This is a genomic window from Oceanicoccus sagamiensis (assembly GCF_002117105.1).
Classification (GTDB): domain Bacteria; phylum Pseudomonadota; class Gammaproteobacteria; order Pseudomonadales; family Dasaniaceae; genus Oceanicoccus; species Oceanicoccus sagamiensis.
In genome coordinates, this window is record NZ_CP019343.1 from 1071197 (window position 1) to 1092841 (window position 21645).

Below are 21645 nucleotides of genomic sequence, written 5' to 3' on the forward strand. Positions count from 1 at the left end.
AGGCGCGTGGCTGCCCGGAACACACGTCTACAATAAGGCCAGGCGTATTGTAGCTTCAGCGTTTTAAGCCTAACTGACGGCCGGACATTGCAGGGGGGTTATAATCCACCAAGCACAGCCAAGTGGCGGCATAATCGGTGGATTATAATCCACCCTACGGCATAGCCTAATCAGCAAACTATATACGCCGAGAGGAAGTGATGTGTCTATAGAGCAATTGTGGATTGCGGAAGGCCCGCCACGCTCGGAATACGATCAACGGACCAATTCGCTAGCGCCCATGCCAGAATATCATCGACCCGCTGAGATAAATCCTCTGGCGGCAGGGGCTGATTTAAAAACATCAAAGCCAGATATATATTCTTAGCGGCTTTATGACTATCCAGTGGGGCCGCAAAGGTTTGCTTACTTAACTTATCGCCCTGCTCATTGGTGATCACAGGAATATGGGTATAACCGGGCGTGGTATAAGCCATCACTTGCTGCAAATAGATTTGCCGGGGTGTTGAGTCCAGCAAATCTGAGCCACGCACCACATGGCTGATAGCCTGATAGGCATCATCAACCACCACCGCCAGCTGATAGGCAAATAAACCATCCTTGCGCTGCAACACTACATCGCCCACGTCATTGTCTAATTGCTGGGAAAAGCGTCCCTGAATGGCATCATCAAAACTCACGACCCTATCGTCGACCTGTAAACGCAAGGCAAAATCCTGATCGGCAGGCGGAGTCACACAGCCTCGGCATTGGCCTTGGTAAATACCGTGACTAGCCTGAAGGTCACTGCGGGAGCAGGTGCAATAGAACGCTTTATTGGCCAACAGCAAATCATCAATAACCTGCCGGTATGCATCATGCCGCTGGCTCTGCCAAAGCACTTCACCATCCCAGGCCAAACCGTGATCTTCGAGACTTTGTAAAATAGCGGATGCGGCACCGGGCATTTCCCTTGGCGGATCGAGGTCTTCCATCCGTAACAGCCACTGCCCCTGATTGGCCCTGGCATCCAGAAAACTGGCCAGCGCACCAATTAACGAACCTATATGCAAAAGGCCCGTCGGCGATGGGGCGAAACGACCTATATAGTCATTCATAACGTGCTCGGTCGGAAGGAATTATCGGCCATAAAAAAGAACGGGAGAGCCCAGCCATGGACTCTCCCGTATTTTTTTGCGCAGCGAGTATTAACCCAACTGCTGTTTTTCTTTGATCTCGTCCAATGTTTTACAATCAATACACTGGGTCGCCGTGGGGCGAGCTTCAAGACGCTGAATACCAATCTCAACACCGCAGGCTTCGCAAAAGCCGTAGTCATCAGCATCAATCAGATTAATGGTGCTGTCGATTTTCTTAATCAGCTTGCGCTCGCGATCGCGGGTGCGAAGTTCAAGGCTAAATTCTTCTTCTTGAGTTGCGCGGTCCGCTGGGTCAGGGAAGTTGGCTGCCTCATCCTTCATATGGGTTACGGTACGGTCAACTTCCTGCATCAACTCGGCCTTCCAGGATAATAAAATCTGACGGAAGTGCTCACGCTGCGCCTCATTCATATACTCCTCGTTTTTCTTGGCTTTATAAGGAGTAAAGTTTTTAAAATTACTTGCCGGAGCTGCTTTTTTCTTGGGCATTGCAAAGTCTCACTGTTTGCTGGCTATATTGCCAACTACTTATATTAACTGATACACACGGCATTCTATTCATCTTGGCTTATATTAATGCTGTATGTTCCTTCTCTACGGCGTCGATCTCTCGACGATTCAATCTTGCCGATCTTATCCGTGATTCCATCTGTTTGCCACTGCGATGACCGATCCTTTCTTGATGATCTATCCACCAGCAGGAGCGCGCATTTGCAAACCCCCAAACCTACCAGATTTAGGCCGCTGACGCCATACTCAGAGATAAATTAATACGGGATAGAGGCTTGGCGAACAGGCAAAAAAAAGGCCCAGCCGGGGGAGCTGGACCAGGAGCACCCGTTGGGGACGGGGATTTTGCACCGAGCTTGCGCAGGAATAACACTCAACTGCGCCGGGCTATGCCAAGTTATGCCAGCATGGTAATAACCATCGCAAGCTTAACCAGCGGCTTTAGCCTCGGCAATATCAGTGACAGAGGCCGGATTAAGTATCTCAGCCAAAACTTCAGGCTTACCCTTGCAAGCCATAGCAACCTGCTCTTTATTGTTAGCCAATAACAGGCCAAAGGCCTCGGCGGCTTTCTCGTCGATACCAGCGACCTGGCTCTCCAGCAACGCAGTAAACTGCTCAGCCAGCTCTAACATTTTGTCATAAGCATCCGCTTGTTTTTTATCATCAAACATTGTGTTATCCCGGTCGCACTTCCACATTGCCACTACAGCCATGATATTTCCTCTTTCACTAAGTCTGTCTAAACATATACTGTATATTAATACAGTATCAATTTATTGCAAGCGCTTATTGAGGCAACGTGAGGGACGTAAATAGTAAGAGGGGCTTTAAGGCCTGATCAGGCCTTAATCATTAAGAAACTTTGGCAATCACCTCATTGGCATACCAATCAAGTACCGCTATTTTTTCATCCACGGTTTTAGTGTCGGGCTCTTGCTGGTAAATATTACGAAAGGCCAGAGACACTTCAGTCACTCCAAGGTCCTGGTACATTTTAATACCATCACTGCTATAGGCCTCTGCACCGGCTACTGACAACTCAAAAGGCAAATGGTCGCGACCATACTGTTTGCGCAGCTCATTTAAGCGGTCGATCATTTTTTTCAAGCCTTCGTAATCCGCGCCGGCGGCAATCCAGCCATCGCCTATTCGAGCTGCTCGCTTCAATGCAGCGTCGGAGTGCCCGCCAATTAAAATCGGCACTGGCTGAGTGGGGGCCGGGCACATTTTCATTTCCGGGATATCAAAAACTTCACCTTTGTAAGCAAAATAATCCCCGGCCATTAAGCCACGAATAATTTCGACCATTTCATCCATGCGCTTGCCGCGCTTGGCCCAGGGGATTTGGCAAATAATAAAGTCTTCTTCCCAGGGGCTAATACCCACACCAAATTTAAACCGGTTATCACTGATTACCGCCAAGCTGGATAACTGCTTGGCCACCACCGCTGGCTGGCGAATCGCCAATTTTACCACCGAGGTGGTAAAGGTCAGGGTGTCAGTCACCGCCGCCAAATGTGAGGCCAAAATAAAAGGGTCAATAAAAGGCACTGATTCTAAAAAGTCACGGCTGCCATCATCGTTATAAGGATATTGGGAGCTGGCCTCCTTGGGATAGCAAATACTATCTGGCAGAGTGACACCGTGGAAACCACGCTGCTCTGCCGCCACACTCAAGGGCACATATTGATCTTGCGCGCACATGCTGTGGTGATAATTAAACTTCATGCATATCTCCGAAAGGATTACAGACTACTGGCAGTGGCAAACATTAAATACTGGCAACCCCCCTGCGTCAACAAGGCGGTTAGCAAGGAGGGGAAAGTCGAGGTTACAGGGTATTTAGCTCAGCCTCTAAGCGGGTGAGTATCGTCATCAATTCGCCACTGGCATTTTCCATATTTTGCAGGGCGCGCAGCGCGGTCTCCTGATCATCCAGCGCTTTGTAGTTTAGCGCTTCAATGCCCAGGCGGTTGATCTCTAAAAAGGGGGGCTCCAGTAGGCCATAGCTAGGCAGGTTAGCACTTAATTCTGCCCCCTCACCTTTTAACCATTGCCACAGATAACTGCCACTATAATCAGACAGCTCATCGATGGACTGGTCTGACAAGCCCAAGACAACACGATAGACATCCAGCTTCCAGACAATCACTTCGGTTTTAACGGTTTGAACCATACCACCACTGGCGGAGCTACTAATCACCAACTGCATATGCCGCGCCAGCTCAAGGGCACTATTGACTGTGGTTAAGATATTTTCTGTGGAATCAGCCACCAAGCGGCAATCATCCGACACATCACGGATTTGCTGATCGGTACTAATGGTTTCAGTACCGATACTATCGACCAATGAGCCAATTTCAGACGCCGCTTCGCTGGCCCGCTGCGCCAGAGTCCGCACCTCATCCGCCACCACAGCAAAACCACGACCCTGCTCACCGGCGCGGGCCGCCTCAATTGCGGCATTCAGAGCCAACAAATTGGTTTGTTCGGAAATATTGTTGATCACTTCAACAAATTTGACGATATCTTCAGACAGAGATTTTAAACGATCAATATTCTCGCAGCTGCGGGAGGCCTTTTCATCAATACCCGCCACTTCTTCCCGGATATTACCAATGGCCACACTGCTATTATTAAACACCGAGGAGGTTTCTTTGGTTTTGGAGCGCTCTGCGTTAAGCTCCTTCGCTGAAATGGCAATGCCCTCACGCACTTCCTTAAGGGCTGCGCCACTGCTTAACCACAGCGCCTGAATTTCTTTGTAGGCGATATCAGCCTCAGTCTCTTCCTCATGGCTAAGCTGTGTCTCTGCTGCCTGCTGCTTAAGCTGATCGCGCTCTTCAGCCAACGCCTGTACTTCCGCTTCAAGGGATTCGGCCTTTGCCTGCCAGTCCTGCGCCGCTCTTTTATACTTCCACCACATAAGCATCACTCTTGTTTGTCGTTGATAAAGACATGTGACCAGACCATAGCAGAGGCCCGACAGGTTACAGACAGCAAGCTAAGTATAGCGGGTAAATTATCGGCCGGGAGGGGATAAACTTTATAACAGAAAATAGCAGGGGAAATGGCCGCTGTTGCAAAACAGCGGCCGGGCAAGCCCTAGTGGATAGCCAGTATGTCAGAGGCGACCTGGGTCACGATCTTCTCTGAGGTATTGCCGCGCCAGCGACTGGAGCGCTTGCGGGTACCTAAAACCACCAGATCAGCACCAATCTCTTTGGCAACACCGGCGATCACTTCATCCGGGTCACCGGATTTCACATGGATATTCGCTGTATCTACCTGAGTCTTATTCGCCAACTGGCTGCGGTCCGGGTAATTTAAAGAGTCTGAATAGGCATTCACAATATGCAGCTCGGCGCCGTGATTGGCCGCTAGCCACTGCCCGCGGCTAATAATCATATCATTCAGTTCCTGGTACTCAGGCTTATGGGACTGAATATTGATCGCCGCAAGAATCGTCTTACGCTCTTCAGGAGATTCAGGCTGCACCACTAACACGGGTGATTGTGCGGTACGCAACAGGCGCCAGATCGACTCATTAAAGATACGCTCATGGCCACTGGGACGGCTAATTAGCGGCAACATAATCAGTTCAGGCGTGAGTTTTTCCGACACGCTGATAATCGAACCATACCAATCGGTAGACCAGCTCATTTCCAGCGAGTATTCCAGACCGGACTCCTGCAAAGGGTTAATAATACGCTCAAAAAACCAGGTAGCGTTGCGAAATACCGCTGGGTTTTCTGACGACGTATCAGTATTGTCGCTATCTACCGCCAATAAGATATGTAATTTGGGAGGAGCCAAGCTGCCGCTGGCGGCCTTCTTGGCCGTATGCAGAACCCTATCCAGAGCCAAAGGCTTGTCTTGTGCCGGATCAACCACGATAAGGATGGTGCGAATATCAGACGGTGTAGCCATATAAATCTCCTAACCCTTTCTAAAATGTTTAAAGCGCCGCAGTATAAACTGCTACCGAGCGTTTGCCGACTATTTTATCCTCCTTACGCTAAGCAGTGCGGGTAAAAACGCCTTGGGTACGACCTCCATAGCCAAGTGGTTAGCCCTCAGACGTTATCAGTGGGCGTCTCTTAAGTTGCGACAGATTGTTCAGCCCGTACCAATCAGCTATCGATAATTTCAAAGATAACAATCACTTAGCATGTTATAAGCAGAGCATAAGCAGCCAATGCGTGATTGAGCAGCCCCTCCCTGAGCACCACCGCACACTCTTCTTCTCAAGGTTTCTTCAAACCCTTGAAATACCATTGGTTTTTTGCGTTTATCGCAATACTTTCTATACTCAAACCACGCCTTAATTAAGCCTCAATCAACCAGAGCCCTTATCAAACCATGCCCCAGCTACCTGGCCACACGCTTCGCCCCACCACCGCTGCACTACTTGCCCTGTTAAACACAGCGTTATTTAGCGGGGCGAGCGCTGCAGAAGAAGACGCCAGTGACGATTTTTACGACCTCAGCCTGCAACAGCTATTGGTGACAGAAGTCGAAGTAGGCTCTTTCTTTAAAGAAAAGATTGAAGATGTGGGCTCTACCGTTTCTCTAGTCACCCGAGATGAGTGGCGCAAACGCGGCTCCAAAAGCGTTACCCAGGCGGTTTCACATATCCCCGGCATTCATCAAAACACCCATTCAGACTTGGAAAATGTGGTGGTCAGGGGCTATCAAACCGCCACCAGCTACACCGGGGTATTAATACTGGTCGATAATATCCCCCTGAATAGCTACACCTTTTCTTCCGCCACCCAACGGGTGGGGTTATTAGACTCCTACGAGCAAATCGAAGTCATTAAAGGCCCAGGCTCTACCCTTTATGGCTCAGATGCCTTTAGCGGCCTAATGTCCCTGAAAACCTGGGACAGTGACAAAGATATCAGCGAGTACGGGCTGGAGTACGGCAATTTTGGTGATTACGGTGCCACCCTTAAACACTCACAGGGTATTGGCGAAAAGCTGAGAGCCTCGATCAATATTGTCGCCCAGGGCGTCGATGATGAAGAGCGTGAATATGATTATCTGGGGCTGGATGACCAATTGGGAAGCGAGGAGCTGGAAAACCATCGCAATACCAACTCCATCATTGCCAAACTCAGCTATGAAAACACCAAGCTGATGGTCTATAGCCATCACCTGAACAGCCGCGGCGGCGGCTTTGGGTTTAATTTTGTACCGCTGACCAGTGACGGCAATCAGGTTGACCGCCATACCGATATGGATCTGTTTTCACTGACCCATAACCAGCCTATAAACGGTACCGGTGAAATCGTCTTTAAAGCCTACCACTGGGAGTCGGAGAGCTTTGCTGACTACGGCCTTCAGGCCGGCCCTATTGGCGACAATGGCAGCGTTAATATCGACCAGGAAGAAATTCGCAGCGGCGGTGATATCAAATACCTCTATAACAATAAAGAGGACCTAAAGTTTGTTGCCGGTCTGACCTATGAAGAAATCGAAAGTGGTGACCAGGCCAGCTTTGGCCAACCCGCCAGCTATGGCAATAATACCCGCATTGTTAAGTCCGCTTTGTTTAATGCCGACTATACCTTTGCCGAAGGCAAAGCCAAGGTCATTGTGGGCGGCCGCTTTGATACCTTTAACGATATTGATGAAGACCACTTCAGCCCAAGATTGGGTTTTAATTATTACTATAACGATAACAACACCTTTAAGGCGCTCTATGGCAATTCATTCCGCGCACCGAATATCCAGGAAATTTCCGGTTTAACCGGCAGTGTTATTGGTGGCGGTAAAGAACTAAAACCAGAAAACAACGATACCTATGAACTGATCCATATTTATCAGGACAAACAGTTCTCACTCAACTCCACGATTTTCTTTAGTGTTTTTGAAGATGCGATCAACCTCTCTGAAACTGTACCTTTACAGTATATCAACAGCGAGGAATCTGAATCCTGGGGTGTTGAAGTTGAAAGTAAATATAAGCGCGGACAGTTTTCTTATTATGGCTCTGTCAGCTATGTGGACTCTTATGTAAAAGAGCCAGAAAAAGATTCATCATTTTATGAGGGCTTTCCCGACTGGCTCATCAACTACGGGCTGGACTACTCAGCCAAACAATGGCCGGTGGACTTTTCTATCTATAACACCCACCGCTATGGCGCAAAGACGCTGGATAATAGTGACAGTATCAACGTAGAAGAAGGCAAAAGCATTAGCCCTTATGTACGCACTGATTTTGTGACCACCTACTATATGGGTGACCGCAGCGATAACAATACGCTGTATTTTCAGGTGAGAAATTTGTTTGACCGGGATAATTATATCAGCGGCAATCTGGGCTCCTACGAAGGTAGAAAAGAGCCCTCACTGAATGCCGTGATCGGTTTCAGATACTCCATGTAGGGTGGATTATAATCCACCGGTATAAGGTAGCTCACTCAGAGGCAAGAAGACTTAAAGCTACCGCTTCAGCTACCTTAATTCCATCAATACCCGCCGATAAAATACCGCCCGCATAACCGGCACCCTCACCCGCAGGATATAAGCCCTGAGTATTAAGGTTCTGAAAATCTTTGCCGCGCTTAATACAGATCGGGGAAGAGGTTCGGGTCTCTATACCCGTCAACACCGCATCATCCATCGCAAAGCCCTTAATCTTTTTATCAAACTCAGGGATCGCTTCACGCAACGCTGTTACCGCAAAAGCGGGCAGGGCTTTGGATAAATCCCCCAGCGTCACGCCGGGTTTATAGGAAGGGGCCACCGAAGCCAGCGCTGTAGATGGCTGGTTGCGAAGAAAGTCGCCAACCAATTGGGCGGGGGCATTATAATCTTCACCGCCCAACTCAAAAGCCAACTGCTCAAGCTCACGCTGCAAATCAATCCCGGCTAATACATGCTCCGGATAATCTTTCTCCGGCTCAATGCCAACCACAATAGCGGAATTGGCATTTCTCTCATTGCGAGAATATTGTGACATACCGTTGGTGACCACCCGCCCCTCTTCAGAGGTAGCTGCCACCACAGTGCCACCGGGGCACATACAAAAACTATAAACACTGCGGCCATTTTTACAGTGATGCACCAGCTTATAATCCGCCGCCCCAAGAATCGGGTGCCCAGCATTATCCCCAAAGCGCGCACTATCAATCACCGATTGCGGGTGCTCGACCCGAAAACCAATAGAGAAAGGCTTGGGCTCTATATAGACGCCCTGCTGTAACAACATTTGGAAGGTATCCCGTGCACTGTGGCCAATCGCCAGCACAATATGGCGGCTACTGAGCGTTTCACCACTGGCCAGCGTTACACCGGTGACCTGCCCCTGCTCACTCCCTTCACGGTGTATCTGTTCAACTTTCTGGTCAAAGCGAATTTCACCCCCGAGACGAACAATCTCAGCGCGAATATTTTCCACCATTTTAACTAGCTTAAACGTACCAATATGGGGCTTGCTGACAAACATAATTTCTTCCGGCGCACCGGCTTTAACAAACTCGGTTAATACCTTGCGACCTAAATAACGTTTATCTTTTACCTGGCTATATAATTTTCCATCGGAAAAGGTACCGGCACCTCCCTCACCAAACTGTACATTGGACTCGGTGTTTAACTTGCGTTGACGCCATAGACCCCAAGTATCTTGTGTGCGCTGCCTGACATCCTGCCCCCGCTCTAACACAATCGGCTTAAGACCCATCTGCGCCAAGACCAGGGCCGCTAAAATACCGCAGGGGCCAAAGCCAATAATAATCGGGCGTTGTTGGCTGCTATTGGGGAAGTCCGGCTCGGCATGGGCCACAAAATGATAGCTAACATCAGGGCTTTGGCGCAGCCTGGCCTGTGTGCCAGCCTGCTCTAACAGGCGCTGTTCCAAAGCGGGATCCAGCTCTATATCCAGTTGATAGATAAGCAGAATATTCGACTTTTTACGGGCATCATAGCTGCGCTTAAATACCGATACCGCTAGCAAGTCATCCGCAGTGACCTGCAACACCTGAACAACAGCATCGGTTAGATCCTGATCAGAGTGATTAAGAGGGAGCTTAAGTTCGTTGAGTCGCAGCATAAATTAACAGGGCCAAAAAGTGTAAACCCGGCAATCTTAGCACAGAAGGCATTGCATTTAGAGGCTAAAGCATGGAAGTGAAAAAAAGACGCAGCGGCAATCCCCTAAGAGAATCTCTAATCGATCTTGTAAAATACAACCTGCCGCTACGCAAACCCCGAGGATATCGGGGACCTGGAAACAAACAGTCACAACCAAAAAAACATAAGCCTTATTGGCTGCGACAACGCTATAGTCTCAAGTAGAAAAACAAAAACCTAGGGCATAAAATAATTTATTATTTAACAATTTTGACATCAAAAAAGGGGGTATTTAATGTCAAAAAAGTCAAAATAATTATTCAAAAATGTATAAAACAGATATCACTGAAGGCCAGCTCTTAATGCCCATCATCTGCAATACACTAAGAGCGAACAGGATTAATCCGAGAAAAGGCTTATTAGGGTGATTGCAAACCACCCACTATCCATAAGCTAAACAATAAGGCTGAGTAGAACGTAATCGGTGGTCACTACAGTTTAAACTGGCTAACCAACTGCAACATATCTGTCGACAAACGATCTAACTGATTAGACTTTTGAGTCATCTCTTTGGAATCTTCTGAAGTATTGACCGCCACCTGCGAAATATTCGTAATATTACGGGTGATTTCCTCAACCACATTACTCTGCTCCGCAGAGGCTCCAGAAATCTGGTAAGACATGGATTTTATAATGGCCATAGCATTAGTAATAGCCACCAGAGATTCGTTAGCCTGCTCAGCAATTTTGACACTGGAATGAGCCTGGTTTCTGCCCTTATCCATCACTTCCACCGCATTCTTGGCGCCCACTTGCAGCTTCTGGATCATCTCCTGAATCTCTTCTGTCGACTGCTGAGTACGCTGAGCCAGCGTTCTTACCTCATCAGCGACAACCGCAAACCCCCGGCCCTGCTCTCCAGCCCGAGCTGCTTCAATGGCAGCATTAAGCGCCAGTAAATTGGTCTGGTCCGCCACGCCGCGAATCACATCCAGCACTGAACCTATACTTTCACTGTTACGCTGCAATTCACTGATCACATTGGACGCATTCTCAATATCTTTCGCTAGCGAAGAAATCGCCCCCATGGTTTCCATAACCACCTTGTTGCCGATATTGGCCTGGTTATCCGCCTCCTCGGTATCACCCGTAGACGTCGCAATATTGCGCTCGACTTCCATAACCGTGGATGACATTTCATTCACCGCAGCAGCTATCTGCTCCAGCTCTCGCTCCTGTACCAGAATAGATTCATTCGTATTGCCAGAATGCAGTTTTAGCTCACTGGCAGCGGCGGACAAATCATTGGAGTTTTCTCGAAACTGAACCACCACACCACGGATTTTTTCAACAAAGCTATTAAACCAATGGGCCAACTCCCCCAACTCATCCTTGCTATTAACACTTAGGCGACGGGTTAAATCACCTTCACCCTGGGCAATATCCTTTAGTGCCATCACGACATCATTAATGGGCCGAGTAATCGCCCGCTGAATTAGCAAGGCCAAAATCACTGACATCAGTGCAATACCGCCACCTAAAAAAGTCGCGATCGAATAGAGCTCAGTGGTAGCGTCAGAGACCTCATTCAAGTCAACATTCATATACACCATACCCACCGGCTGATCTTCACTGATAATCGGCTCGTAAATCTCCAGTGAAGATTCTGTCAGAATGGTCTGCGCCGGCTTCGGCTTCAGGGGAATCGATGAAGGGATATTCTCGGCACTACCCAACTCAGGCAACTCGCCCTCAACCCCGCCCCATCGGTACCAGACAAAAGGGTTGCGGCTTTCATCGTAAATTACCACCTCGTGAATATGGGAATTGGCTACCAATGGCAGCAGTGCCTCATGGGCAGACTCAACATCGGAAAAATCCAGCGCTCCCGTAGTATTGCCACCGGTAATTCTGGAAATGGTCAGCGCCTCAGTGACAATTTTATCCTGGATACGTCCTTTCTCAATATCAACAATAACGCCCACCGCAATCAGCACCGAAGAAATACTGGTAAACGTAATGCCTAAAATTATTTTCCATTTAAGTGATAAACTCATTGCGCAACCCCTTAGGTATTGATTAGAACAGGTACTGCTTTGGTGAAAACCTTATTAAGTCATGGTCATGAAGTCATTACCTGACCGGCACTACTTGCTGCTAACCCGATACAACTTTGAACTCGCCTTGAGACCACTGCCCTCCAAACGCTTTTTATTGATTTGCAGGGACCCCTTATTGCCGGTGCCGACAAACCCCACCATGCCGCCATGGGCGGCAAACTGCTTAAAGTCTCCAGTGGTTAAAATGGCTGAACCTGATAGCGCGGCAATGGTTTCTCGTAGCTTCGCCACGCCAGGTGCGCCCAAAAACACCAGATGGCAATCCTTGCCCTGTTCAATATCCGCTAAATCCAGCTGGCGTATCTCAAAGCCCCGCTTTTTAACTTTCTTGCTGCCAAGGCGAGCACTTAAGCTGTCATACATGGCCGTTTCCCCCATCAAACAATAGGTATAGGGGCTGTCCGGGCTGCTAAAACTCTCCTTGGGCCAGGTGATATAACGCGCCAGGCTTTCCATAAATTTTGCGACGGTCTGCTGGCCTCCCGGCGTATTGGAGATCGCCTCGGCATAACTGGCAGATGATAGCGATAGACACGCTAGTAACAGAGAGGTTAAAAGACGCTTACTAGCAAAAGAGAAAAAAGGCGTTATCGGCTTGGTCATAAAATTCATTCTTACTTAATCAATTGTCATTTCACCCGCACAGCATCACCCGTCCGGAAACTATTTAGCCAGATAAGATAGTGGAACAATGTCCACCACTGTTCCAGAGCAAAAAATACAAATTTATTTAACACTTTTGACAGCATTTAAAGGAATAAAAAGGGTGCCACGCTATAAAAATCATAGCGTGTGGGAGAAAAATATTTTCAACCCAGAATTACACCAACGGGAAAAATAGCTGCTTCCAGCTCACAATGCCGCAACAGACCGACCCTTCAGCCATCAAACCAGGCAGCATCCTATTAATTTATAGCCAGCACCACTGTTAAACAGTAGCGATATTCACCTGCACAATACATGGCAAATCTGACATATTTTTTTAACAAAAATGACGGGGAAAATGGCCCGGCAAATCCATTTTTTTATAAGCTTCCGTTTCTTATTAACCGCCAGTAATGCTGACCTAATAGCGTAAGATTACAGGCCTTAGAATCCATCGCCGCTAAATACATACAGGAAGCATCCACCGGCATGACTAAACCTATGCCCTGGAGTTTTTTCAGATGATTAAATATGTCGATATTTTTCTTTATTGCAAAAGGCTTAATCGCAGCAGCAGAGTGTTGAATCTGATTAGACGCCTCAAAGGAGGGGTCCAATCGGTAAAGCGCCTCGGGCTGCGGAAAGTATTCAACAATTTTTTTCATACTGCATAGTGGCACCTGAGGCTCAATACTACGCAGGGGAGATAAGCAGGAGGTATTGGTCATAAAGAGCGGGCGCGGGCTGCGCTCCCCCAAGGCTCTATCGATATAAGCATAAACACTGGCCATAGAAATATCGCCCTTAAGGTCAGCAGCACCACCTCTCAAGGCATCTAACAGCACAGCCATAAACGCACCACAGTGCTGCTTATCCACCGTTTCTTCGACCCTGCGATTAGCCGCGAGTAATACAACGCCCTGGCCAATAAATATCCGGGGCGAGCCCGGCAACAACGCCTCTTTATTGCTATAGGGGAACAGGTCAAGAATAACAATTTTATTGGCAGCTCTGGCTTTACCTGCATGACTGAGCAAGTCACCAATGGATACCCAATCACCGCTTCTTTCGTAATCCGGCGCCAATAAACAGCCACCACTTTCATTAACAAAACCGAAGCCAGTATAAAAAAACAGCAAGTCTTCCGCCCTTAGGGAGAAAAAATCACTAATCATAGAGCGGAGCGATAAAGCCGAGTCAAAACCCACATTTATTTGGGTGGAAAAATTGGCTGTACGGTCGCCATTTGTCCCTACAACACTGGCAAAAGAAGAGGCCGCACTCACGCCATAACTGTCTGCTGGCACTGCACCACCAGACACGACCAAAGCCTTTCTCGTTTTCTTTCTCACTGACGCACCCTAAGCAACCACTGGTCACAAGCATTTACCGCCAGCTAAGTATGCGCATTTATTGATCAAAAACCATGGCATAAATGTCAGAAAAATTTATCATTTTTTACAGCGATTTTAGAACCCCATTCAACCGTGGCTAAACAATTACTTTTCTCTGCTACTTTTTTATCCACTGGCCCACAGTTTTTTTAAACACCTAAACGGCCTGTCAAAAATGCCTAATTATTAAGTCATAAATGCCATGGACCTTGATGAAAACGTTATTAATAATAGGTCAATATAGATATAGCAAGGATGTTGCTTTGCAACGCAGTCACTAAGCCATTGCAAAAAAGCAGAGCCGCAATATATCTATTCACTGACAATGTATTACTCAGCTGGAAGCTAGACCTATGGACACAATGATTAATTCCTGTAGCCTGACCCTACTTACCCTATCCTACTTTCTTATATTGATCGCCTGCACAACCTTTCTACAATTAACCGAACGTATCAGAGAGCATCGTGGTACACGCTCACTCAGTTGGATGTTATGGGGGGCTTTGCCATTGGCAGCAGTATTTGGTCGGTTAATTTCTTTGGTTTGTTAGCTTACTGTTTGCCGACCACAATGAATGTTAATAGCCAGGCATTAATAAGTTCCTTCCTGGCCAGCATGGGGCTTGCTGCATTATGTTTATATGGGGTTAGCCGGCAAAAAAACTCTGCCCAGCATCTGGCTATTGGTCTTGCTTTAGCGACAGCGCTGCTATTCCTGATATTTAAAGCAGGCACCTTGGCATTAAATCTGGACGAAGAGCAACGCCATCAATACCCATTCCTCAGTGTTTTTATTACCGTCAACCTATCGATAGTGCTACCGCTAATCGTCACGGCACAATTTCACTCCTTCTTCAGTACCCAACCGTCTGCCAATAAACGGGCTTTCGCCATCTACTCGCTGTGGCCGATGCTTTTGGCAGCCACGGTCTTTATCTGCCTGCATATGGTTGGCAGCGCGTTTACTCGGCTGTGGGACCACCCCAGCCATAGCCACGCAGCTATTATGGCCTCGCTGCAAATAGCCTCCATACTCTCGGTTATAGCCATCGCGATTATTGTTTCCACCTGGTTTCTGGCCAAATACGATCAACTCAATATTAAAGCAGCACAATTGCTTAAATCACTGAACCGATCAAAACAAGACCTGCAACTAATGATGATGCATGACCCACTAACCCGGCTGCCTAACCGAGCGCTACTGGAAGACCGGCTTGACAAAATATTAGCCCGGTCCAAACGCTGTAAATCACAATTTGCGGTTATTTCTGTTGATCTTGACCGTTTTAAAACGATTAACAATACGGTTGGCCATGCCATTGGCGACGAACTGATCAAGCAAGTTGCTAAACGCCTTCATCAAAGCGTTAGAGCCATGGATACGATTGCTCGTATCGGAGGGGACGAATTTCTAGTCGCTATCGATGATGGCATCAATCGGGATCAAGTCACCCAAATTGCCGATCGAATGATTAATACCGCCTGCAAAGTCTTTTTTGTCCAGGGCAATGAGATTCGTATTTCTTTAAGTATCGGCATCAGCCTTTACCCACAGGATGGTCATACGATTCGGGACCTCATCATTAATGCCGATACTGCTATGTACTTTTCAAAAAAAATGGGGAGAAATAATTTTCATTTCTTTGATCCCTGTATGAAAACAGTGACTGAACAAAAGAAAAAAATGGAGAAGCGACTGCGTATTGCTCTCGAAGAGGGATTATTTACTTTAGCCTATCAACCTAAAATCAATATTACTAATAATACGGTCTGCGGTGTTGAAGCCTTGCTACGCTGGGATGATCCGGAGCTGGGCACCGTCACACCCGATGAATTTATACCGTTATCGGAAGAAATTGGTTTGATATTGCCGCTGGGGCTATGGGTGCTAAATAGTGCCTGTCAGCAAATCAAGCAATGGCTTGATGAAGGCCTATGTTCACTGCCAGTCGCCGTTAATATTTCTCCCTACCAGCTCAATCAAACCGGCTTCAGTCATCTGGTAGAGCAGGCGCTGCAACAATCCGGTATTCCCCCCAATACCTCGAACTGGAAATTACCGAAAGTGCCGTGATGCAAAACCCCGACCTGGCCAGGCAAGTGCTTAACCAGCTCAACGATATGGGGGTACATATCTCGATTGATGACTTTGGCACCGGCTACTCCAACCTGTCACAACTGAAGGGCTTCCCTATCGATCGCTTAAAAATAGACCGATCATTTACCTCCGGTATCACCGACAACAAACAAGACGCTGCGATTGTTAAAGCGATTATCGCACTGGCCCATAGCTTAAACCTTGAGGTTATCGCCGAAGGTGTCGAAACCCCTGAGCAACTGGACTATATCCGCGAGCTACGAGCCGAGCAATATCAGGGCTACCTGTGCAGCAAACCTTTATCCCTCAGTGAATTTCGTGCTTTTATTGCTACCCATCCCACAGCCATCGATCCCCATAATCGCTGCCAGCCAGCAATAGCCCATAATTCCCTATAACAGCCCTTTAACCCAGCCACCTATGAGTGCATTCTTTTGAATGCACCCGGAGTCGATGGTAAGCTTTGGCTTTGCCCCGACGATGCCCTTTAATGAACAAACAACAAACAACCGATGTCGTTATCATTGGCGCTGGCGCAGCAGGGCTGATGTGCGCGATTGCTGCTGCTGAAGAAGGCAAACAAGTCCATTTGTTAGACCATGCTAACAAGGCAGGTAAAAAAATCTTAATCAGTGGCGGTGGCCGCTGCAACTTTACCAATATGTATACCGAGCCCAGCAACTACCTTGGCCATAACCCGCACTTTTGCAAATCTGCTCTTAATCGCTATACCCCCTGGGACTTTATTGCACAAGTTGATAAAGCCGGCCTGCCCTGGCATGAAAAAAAGCTCGGCCAATTATTTAGCGATAATAAAAGCCAGGCCATTCTAACCATGTTACTGGAGCGCTGTGATCAACTGGGTGTGACGATAGTACTGGACTTCTCTATCAGCTCCGTGACAAAAACCGGGGAGACTTTTTCCATCAGCAACGCAAACGCTGTTTACCAGAGCCCCTCACTGGTCATAGCGACAGGAGCCATGTCTTTTCCAACCATGGGAGCCACCGACTTTGGCCATCGATTGGCAAAACAGTTTGGCTTAGCCGTCACCCCTACTTACCCAGGTCTGGTGCCATTTACCTTTGACGCTAAGGAAAAAGCACAATTTGATGGACTGTCGGGCACCAGTGTCGACGTATTGATTGAAGTTAACAACACGAGCTTTCGAGAGAACATCTTATTTACTCATAAGGGCCTTAGCGGCCCTGCGGTATTGCAAATCAGCTCTTACTGGACACCCGGTGATACGGTGACCGTGCGCTGCTTACCCGACACGGATATCGCAGCAGAACTCAAAGACAAGCAACAATCCCAGCCCAAAAAACATCTTCATAAGCTATTGCAAAGCTATTTACCCTTGAGTGTTATCCAATGCTTTTGTGAAGGTATTGATCTACAAAAACCCCTGCATAACTACAAACATACTGAGCTTCAGGCTATTGCGGATTTAATTCAGCACTGGCAATTTATTCCCAGCGGCACCGAAGGCTATAAAAAAGCAGAGGTTACCTGTGGCGGCGTAAATACCGATGAGATCAGTTCAAAAACCTTTGAAGCTAAAAAAGTGAAGGGGCTATATTTTATTGGCGAAGTATTGGACGTCACCGGCCAATTGGGTGGTTTTAACTTTCAGTGGGCCTGGGCCAGCGGCTTTTGCTGTGGCAAAGCACTTTAATTGCATCCCTGCCATTATTGCGTTCACCCAGTGATTTCTCCGTTCAGCAGAACCCCTTAAGCGATGTAAAGTCATCTTGAGCAAGAATGGTTGTTTTTCCCAGACACTATTATGTTATTGCGGGTTATACCAAATCGGCGAAGTGACTGCACGCTCTTGCTGAATCATATCTACGTCTGGGTCAATAGCTTCTTGATAACGCACCGCATCAAACGCAACCCAGCGGGGCGTTGGGATTTCTACCACCCGAGCATAATAAAAGGCGCGCTGTTTAGGGTCGAAATCAGGGTCGGTAAAATGGCCGATAAACTCGGTAGCACCAATGGTATTGGTATAGCTTGCCGTGGCCAAATCAACGGTATTGCCCACTTTAGTCAACTTACCATCAACCTCTTTACGTTTCTCCGGTTCACTCCAGGCCACGTTATACACTTTTTCATAAGTGTCTCCGCTGCTATCAACCCAGCCCTTAATAATTTGCATAGCATCCAGATTGGCATTCACCGGGTCTTTTATTGCGGCAAACAGAAAAGTGGGAGGCTTATCCGCCGTAGAGGCCTTTAAATCCCCGCCCATCGGAACCCCTTTGGCATAACCGGTTTTAACCAAGCTCTCGGGCCTGGCATCGGCAGCACTAAAATCATAACCAGCAAACAGGCGAACCGAAATACGCGGGCCACTGGAGGCGTAAACCTCACGTCGTTTCATTCCATCCCAAATCGCGCCGCGTGTATTTGATGTGGACCATACTCCAGTTATGCCGGCGGCCAGAATTGTCCAGTCACGGCGGGTGTAGCTGCCTTCTTGCTTGTATACATCATTCCAACGGCCCGGACGTGGATAGGAATAACCAAATTTACCGTAGAAATTATCTTCCTGCCCCCCCATAGACAAACCGTTATGGGTATCGGTGCCTGAGACCAGTGCGATTTTAAAGGGGTTGGTACCGAATTCAGCTTCCAGCTTTAGACCGTTTTTTAACGCCTCCCGTGCATACTCTGTACTAATCATACCGGGCTCTTTGGGGATACCGTTTAAATTGGCAGTATCCCACACGCCAAAGTTTGCATACTCATCATTGGGTGACAGTGCTGGGTGGGCTTCACCCTGCCCTTTATATTGAAAGACTTCATAGAGCACTTCCCAACGAGCTCTATCTTCCACCCACTTTTTAGTCAGGGGCTGGCCGTTATAGCGCTTAAGATCAAACATCTGCCCATTAGACATATTGCCATTGTGAGGAATTGCCAATACCTTGCCGCCTGTTTTATCTTCCCAATCCGCTAACCACTGCCATAAACTTTCAGGGTCCGAACCACTCACTGCGGGATCAGCACTTACAAAAGTCGTTAGTGGTGCGTATTGGCGTGTCACATCTGAGTTGCCACGAAAGATTACATTGCGGTGAAGGTTGTTGCCATTCTCGCCATTGGACGTCCACTCATAGGCGATAAAAGCCGTAAACTTACCGGGCTCATTATATTGCTCCATAATATCGACCGTTTTTTCCCAAGCGGACACCATCCATTTGGGGTCCATAAATACCGGGGGAAGTTGATGCGTTGCCTGCGCACTCACCGCTTCCTTTTTGGCCTGCATGGAACTGTCGCCACCCTTGGCCATCATTTCTGACCAGCGTTTAGCGGTTGGGTCTTGCATAAACTCGGCATTGCCATCAATCAATTCATTAATAGTACCCATACCATCAGAATGGTCGGTTACCGCAACCCAATCCAGGCCGCGATGCAATTTGACCATTTCACCGGTGCTGTATTTAACGGCTTCACCTTTAGCAAATCGAACTAATTCCTCGGGGGTTAAAGTAGCACTAGCTAAACCCGCATCCGCCGACCAGGCACTGTGCATATGCTGATCACCCCAGAACACTTCTTCAGGAAAAGCGGTATCGATCGTTGTCACTTTATTAACAAATGCAACGGGAGCTGCGGCTTGATCAGCCGCTGCGGTTGTATCAAGCTCGGCATTTTTTCCACAAGCCGTTAATAATAACGCCATACTGGTATAAACCGTTGCCTGCAATAACTTGGTCATAGCTGCTCCCCTTGTGTTAGACAAGATGCATAATCGATTATTGAGCGGTGTACCAGATAGGTGATGTCCATGCGCGCTCTTGCACAATGGCTGGAACATCGTCTAATAAGGGTAGCTTATTGCGCACCGCGTCGTAAGTGGACCAACGCGGTGTAGGAATTTCCAGTACCCGGGCGTAATAGACCGCATGCTGCTGCGGATCAAAATCGTTATCCGTCCATGAGCCCATTAACATGGACGCGCCAATATCATTGGTATAGGTCGCGGTTTTTAAATCCACCGTATTACCGACAGCCGGTAGTTTTCCATCAGCATCCTGTTGTCGTTCACCCGCCCATACCACATTAATAATTTTCTCTTGGGTGTCACCCTTATCATCAGCCCAACCTTTGATAATTTGAAGACGGTCAAGATTGCCACTCAGGCTGTCTTTTTCAGCGTAAACCGTAAAAGTGGGTGCTTTGCTTAAAGCAGTCAGGGTACTCCCCATGGGTACACCTTTGGCATAACCTTCAGTCACCAGTACTTCTGCATCAGCGGGGTTGGCAGGTAAATCGCTACCGGCAAACATCCGCACCCGAATGCGTGGCCCAGAGGTGCCAAAGGTTTCACGGGCAGCCAGTGCATCCCAAATTTCTGCACGGGTATTTTTGGGTGCCCATACTCCTGTTAAAGCACCTGGGCTGGATTCTCGCGCTCTAATCCAGCCATCAATATCAGAGGTGCGACGCATATCAACGGTGCCGTCCGTCGGACCATGGCTACCAATATAATTATCCTCATCGACATCACCCATACCGCTATTGTGATTATCTGTTCCCCCTACAATGCCAAACTTAAACGGATTGGCGCCCAGTGTTTTTTGGAAATGCGTACCTTTGATAACCGCATAACGTACATAGTTGTCTTTGCGTTTTACCCGCTCACTGAAATTGGCCAGAGAATCTGCATTTTCAAAATTGGCAAATTCATCATTGGGCCAGAACTGTCGTGTTACTTCTGAGTTGCCCTTGATCTGCATCATTTCAATTAAGGGTTCCATGGACTCGCGGCGTTTGGCGTAGGCAGTATCCAGAGGCTTGCCACTATTATCAATCGACTCAAACATTTGCCCTTTGGAACCGTTACTATTGTGGGGGACTGCGAATAAGGTCATGCCCTTGCTGCGCTGAAGATCAATCCAATCCCACAATTTTTCTTCATCGGATGAGTCTACATTGCTGAAAGGCAACTCCGGCACATTGTTATCACGGAAAATAATATTTCTATGCATATTGCCGCCATTGGGTGCAGCAGTCCATTCAAAGCCATGCAGCGTCGTAAACTTACCGGGCTGATAATATTTATTAGTCACTTCAAAATTCATCGCCCAGGCACTTTTCGTAGTGGCTTCACCCGCGTAAAACGGCGGATGCTGGGGGCTGGAAGAGCGGTTATTTTTAACCACATATTTTACAAACCAGGCCCGCTGATCCTCAACTTTATTAAGGCCACGTAACTCAACCAGAGTGGGATTATCATAACCCGGCGCACCTTCAACTTGCGCCGAATACATTTCGCCAATAAATTCCGCATGATCTGTCACGGCGGCAAAGTCCAAGGGTCTTTTGAGTTGATGCTTATCACCATGAATATCCATAACTTCGCCACGGGCAAAGCGATAAGCATCATCCGGCGTTCGGCGGTTACCTCCAATATAGGAATCCAACGAGTAAGAGGTATGCATATGAATTTCGCCAAAATAGGCTTCTTTTAAAGGGTTTTCCGGCACGGCCGCTTCAGCAGCAGCCACTGTATCAACAGGTTTTTCACTGGCAATCGCTTTTTCGGTGGCTGGCTCGGTGTTTTTAGAACAGGCTACGGATAAAGCAACCAGACTACTCACTGCACATACTTTTACCACTGTCGCTACTGTCATGATTTTCTC

15 protein-coding genes and 1 pseudogene are annotated in these 21645 nt (G+C 47.8%); 4 read left to right on the top strand and 12 right to left on the bottom strand.

Annotation, left to right across the window (positions count from 1 at the left end; all coding sequences use genetic code 11):
• Positions 1 to 206: 206 nt before the first annotated feature.
• The 6 genes from gluQRS to BST96_RS04830 all read right to left on the bottom strand — a co-directional run bounded on the left by gluQRS (position 207) and on the right by BST96_RS04830 (position 5582).
• Positions 207 to 1097 (bottom strand): tRNA glutamyl-Q(34) synthetase GluQRS, encoded by an 891-nt coding sequence (gluQRS, locus tag BST96_RS04805; protein ID WP_085757607.1) that lies wholly within the window; start codon positions 1095 to 1097, stop codon positions 207 to 209.
• Positions 1098 to 1187: 90 nt separating this feature from the next.
• Complete coding sequence (dksA, locus tag BST96_RS04810; protein ID WP_085757608.1) at positions 1188 to 1628, bottom strand: RNA polymerase-binding protein DksA; 441 nt, start codon at positions 1626 to 1628, stop codon at positions 1188 to 1190.
• A gap of 449 nt (positions 1629 to 2077) precedes the next feature.
• Positions 2078 to 2365, bottom strand: a complete 288-nt coding sequence (locus BST96_RS04815) for a YebG family protein (protein ID WP_085757609.1) — start codon at positions 2363 to 2365, stop codon at positions 2078 to 2080.
• Positions 2366 to 2504: 139 nt separating this feature from the next.
• Entirely contained in the window at positions 2505 to 3380 is an 876-nt protein-coding gene (locus tag BST96_RS04820) for a TIGR03619 family F420-dependent LLM class oxidoreductase (protein ID WP_085757610.1), read from the bottom strand.
• Positions 3381 to 3483: 103 nt separating this feature from the next.
• On the bottom strand, positions 3484 to 4578 hold the full coding sequence (locus tag BST96_RS20890) for a methyl-accepting chemotaxis protein (RefSeq protein ID WP_276206925.1): 1095 nt from the start codon (positions 4576 to 4578) through the stop codon (positions 3484 to 3486).
• 179 nt (positions 4579 to 4757) lie between these two features.
• A complete protein-coding gene (locus BST96_RS04830) occupies positions 4758 to 5582 on the bottom strand; it encodes a universal stress protein (protein WP_085757612.1) in 825 nt (274 codons plus the stop codon).
• 432 nt (positions 5583 to 6014) lie between these two features.
• Here BST96_RS04830 and BST96_RS04835 point away from each other — a divergent pair, with 432 nt between their 5' ends.
• Positions 6015 to 8045, top strand: coding sequence for a TonB-dependent receptor plug domain-containing protein (locus BST96_RS04835; protein ID WP_085757613.1), 2031 nt, complete (start codon positions 6015 to 6017; stop codon positions 8043 to 8045).
• A 31-nt stretch (positions 8046 to 8076) separates the two neighbouring features.
• Here BST96_RS04835 and BST96_RS04840 read toward each other — a convergent pair whose 3' ends face one another.
• The 3 genes from BST96_RS04840 to BST96_RS04850 form a co-directional block, all read right to left on the bottom strand.
• Positions 8077 to 9711 (bottom strand): NAD(P)/FAD-dependent oxidoreductase, encoded by a 1635-nt coding sequence (locus BST96_RS04840; protein WP_085757614.1) that lies wholly within the window; start codon positions 9709 to 9711, stop codon positions 8077 to 8079.
• Positions 9712 to 10222: 511 nt separating this feature from the next.
• A complete protein-coding gene (locus BST96_RS04845; RefSeq protein ID WP_085757615.1) occupies positions 10223 to 11788 on the bottom strand; it encodes a methyl-accepting chemotaxis protein in 1566 nt (521 codons plus the stop codon).
• Positions 11789 to 11878: 90 nt separating this feature from the next.
• Positions 11879 to 12454, bottom strand: a complete 576-nt coding sequence (locus tag BST96_RS04850) for a YfiR family protein (protein WP_169713911.1) — start codon at positions 12452 to 12454, stop codon at positions 11879 to 11881.
• An 88-nt stretch (positions 12455 to 12542) separates the two neighbouring features.
• Here BST96_RS04850 and BST96_RS20350 point away from each other — a divergent pair, with 88 nt between their 5' ends.
• The gene (locus BST96_RS20350) at positions 12543 to 12692 is read left to right on the top strand and encodes a hypothetical protein (RefSeq protein WP_157117855.1); all 150 of its coding nucleotides are present in this window, start codon (positions 12543 to 12545) and stop codon (positions 12690 to 12692) included.
• Positions 12693 to 12876: 184 nt separating this feature from the next.
• On the opposite strand, the gene BST96_RS04855 is transcribed toward BST96_RS20350, so the two are convergent.
• Positions 12877 to 13848, bottom strand: a complete 972-nt coding sequence (locus tag BST96_RS04855) for a caspase family protein (RefSeq protein WP_157117856.1) — start codon at positions 13846 to 13848, stop codon at positions 12877 to 12879.
• A 535-nt stretch (positions 13849 to 14383) separates the two neighbouring features.
• Here BST96_RS04855 and BST96_RS20895 point away from each other — a divergent pair.
• Both BST96_RS20895 and BST96_RS04870 read left to right on the top strand, forming a co-directional pair.
• Positions 14384 to 16386, top strand: a pseudogene (locus BST96_RS20895) (putative bifunctional diguanylate cyclase/phosphodiesterase).
• Positions 16387 to 16478: 92 nt separating this feature from the next.
• Positions 16479 to 17666 (top strand): BaiN/RdsA family NAD(P)/FAD-dependent oxidoreductase, encoded by a 1188-nt coding sequence (locus BST96_RS04870; protein WP_085757620.1) that lies wholly within the window; start codon positions 16479 to 16481, stop codon positions 17664 to 17666.
• Positions 17667 to 17780: 114 nt separating this feature from the next.
• Here the strand turns inward: BST96_RS04870 and BST96_RS04875 are convergent, their stop codons facing one another.
• Together BST96_RS04875 and BST96_RS04880 are read right to left on the bottom strand one after the other, a co-directional pair.
• Entirely contained in the window at positions 17781 to 19718 is a 1938-nt protein-coding gene (locus BST96_RS04875) for a DUF3604 domain-containing protein (RefSeq protein ID WP_169713912.1), read from the bottom strand.
• Between the two features lie 37 nt (positions 19719 to 19755).
• On the bottom strand, positions 19756 to 21636 hold the full coding sequence (locus tag BST96_RS04880) for a DUF3604 domain-containing protein (protein WP_085757622.1): 1881 nt from the start codon (positions 21634 to 21636) through the stop codon (positions 19756 to 19758).
• Positions 21637 to 21645 lie beyond the last annotated feature (9 nt).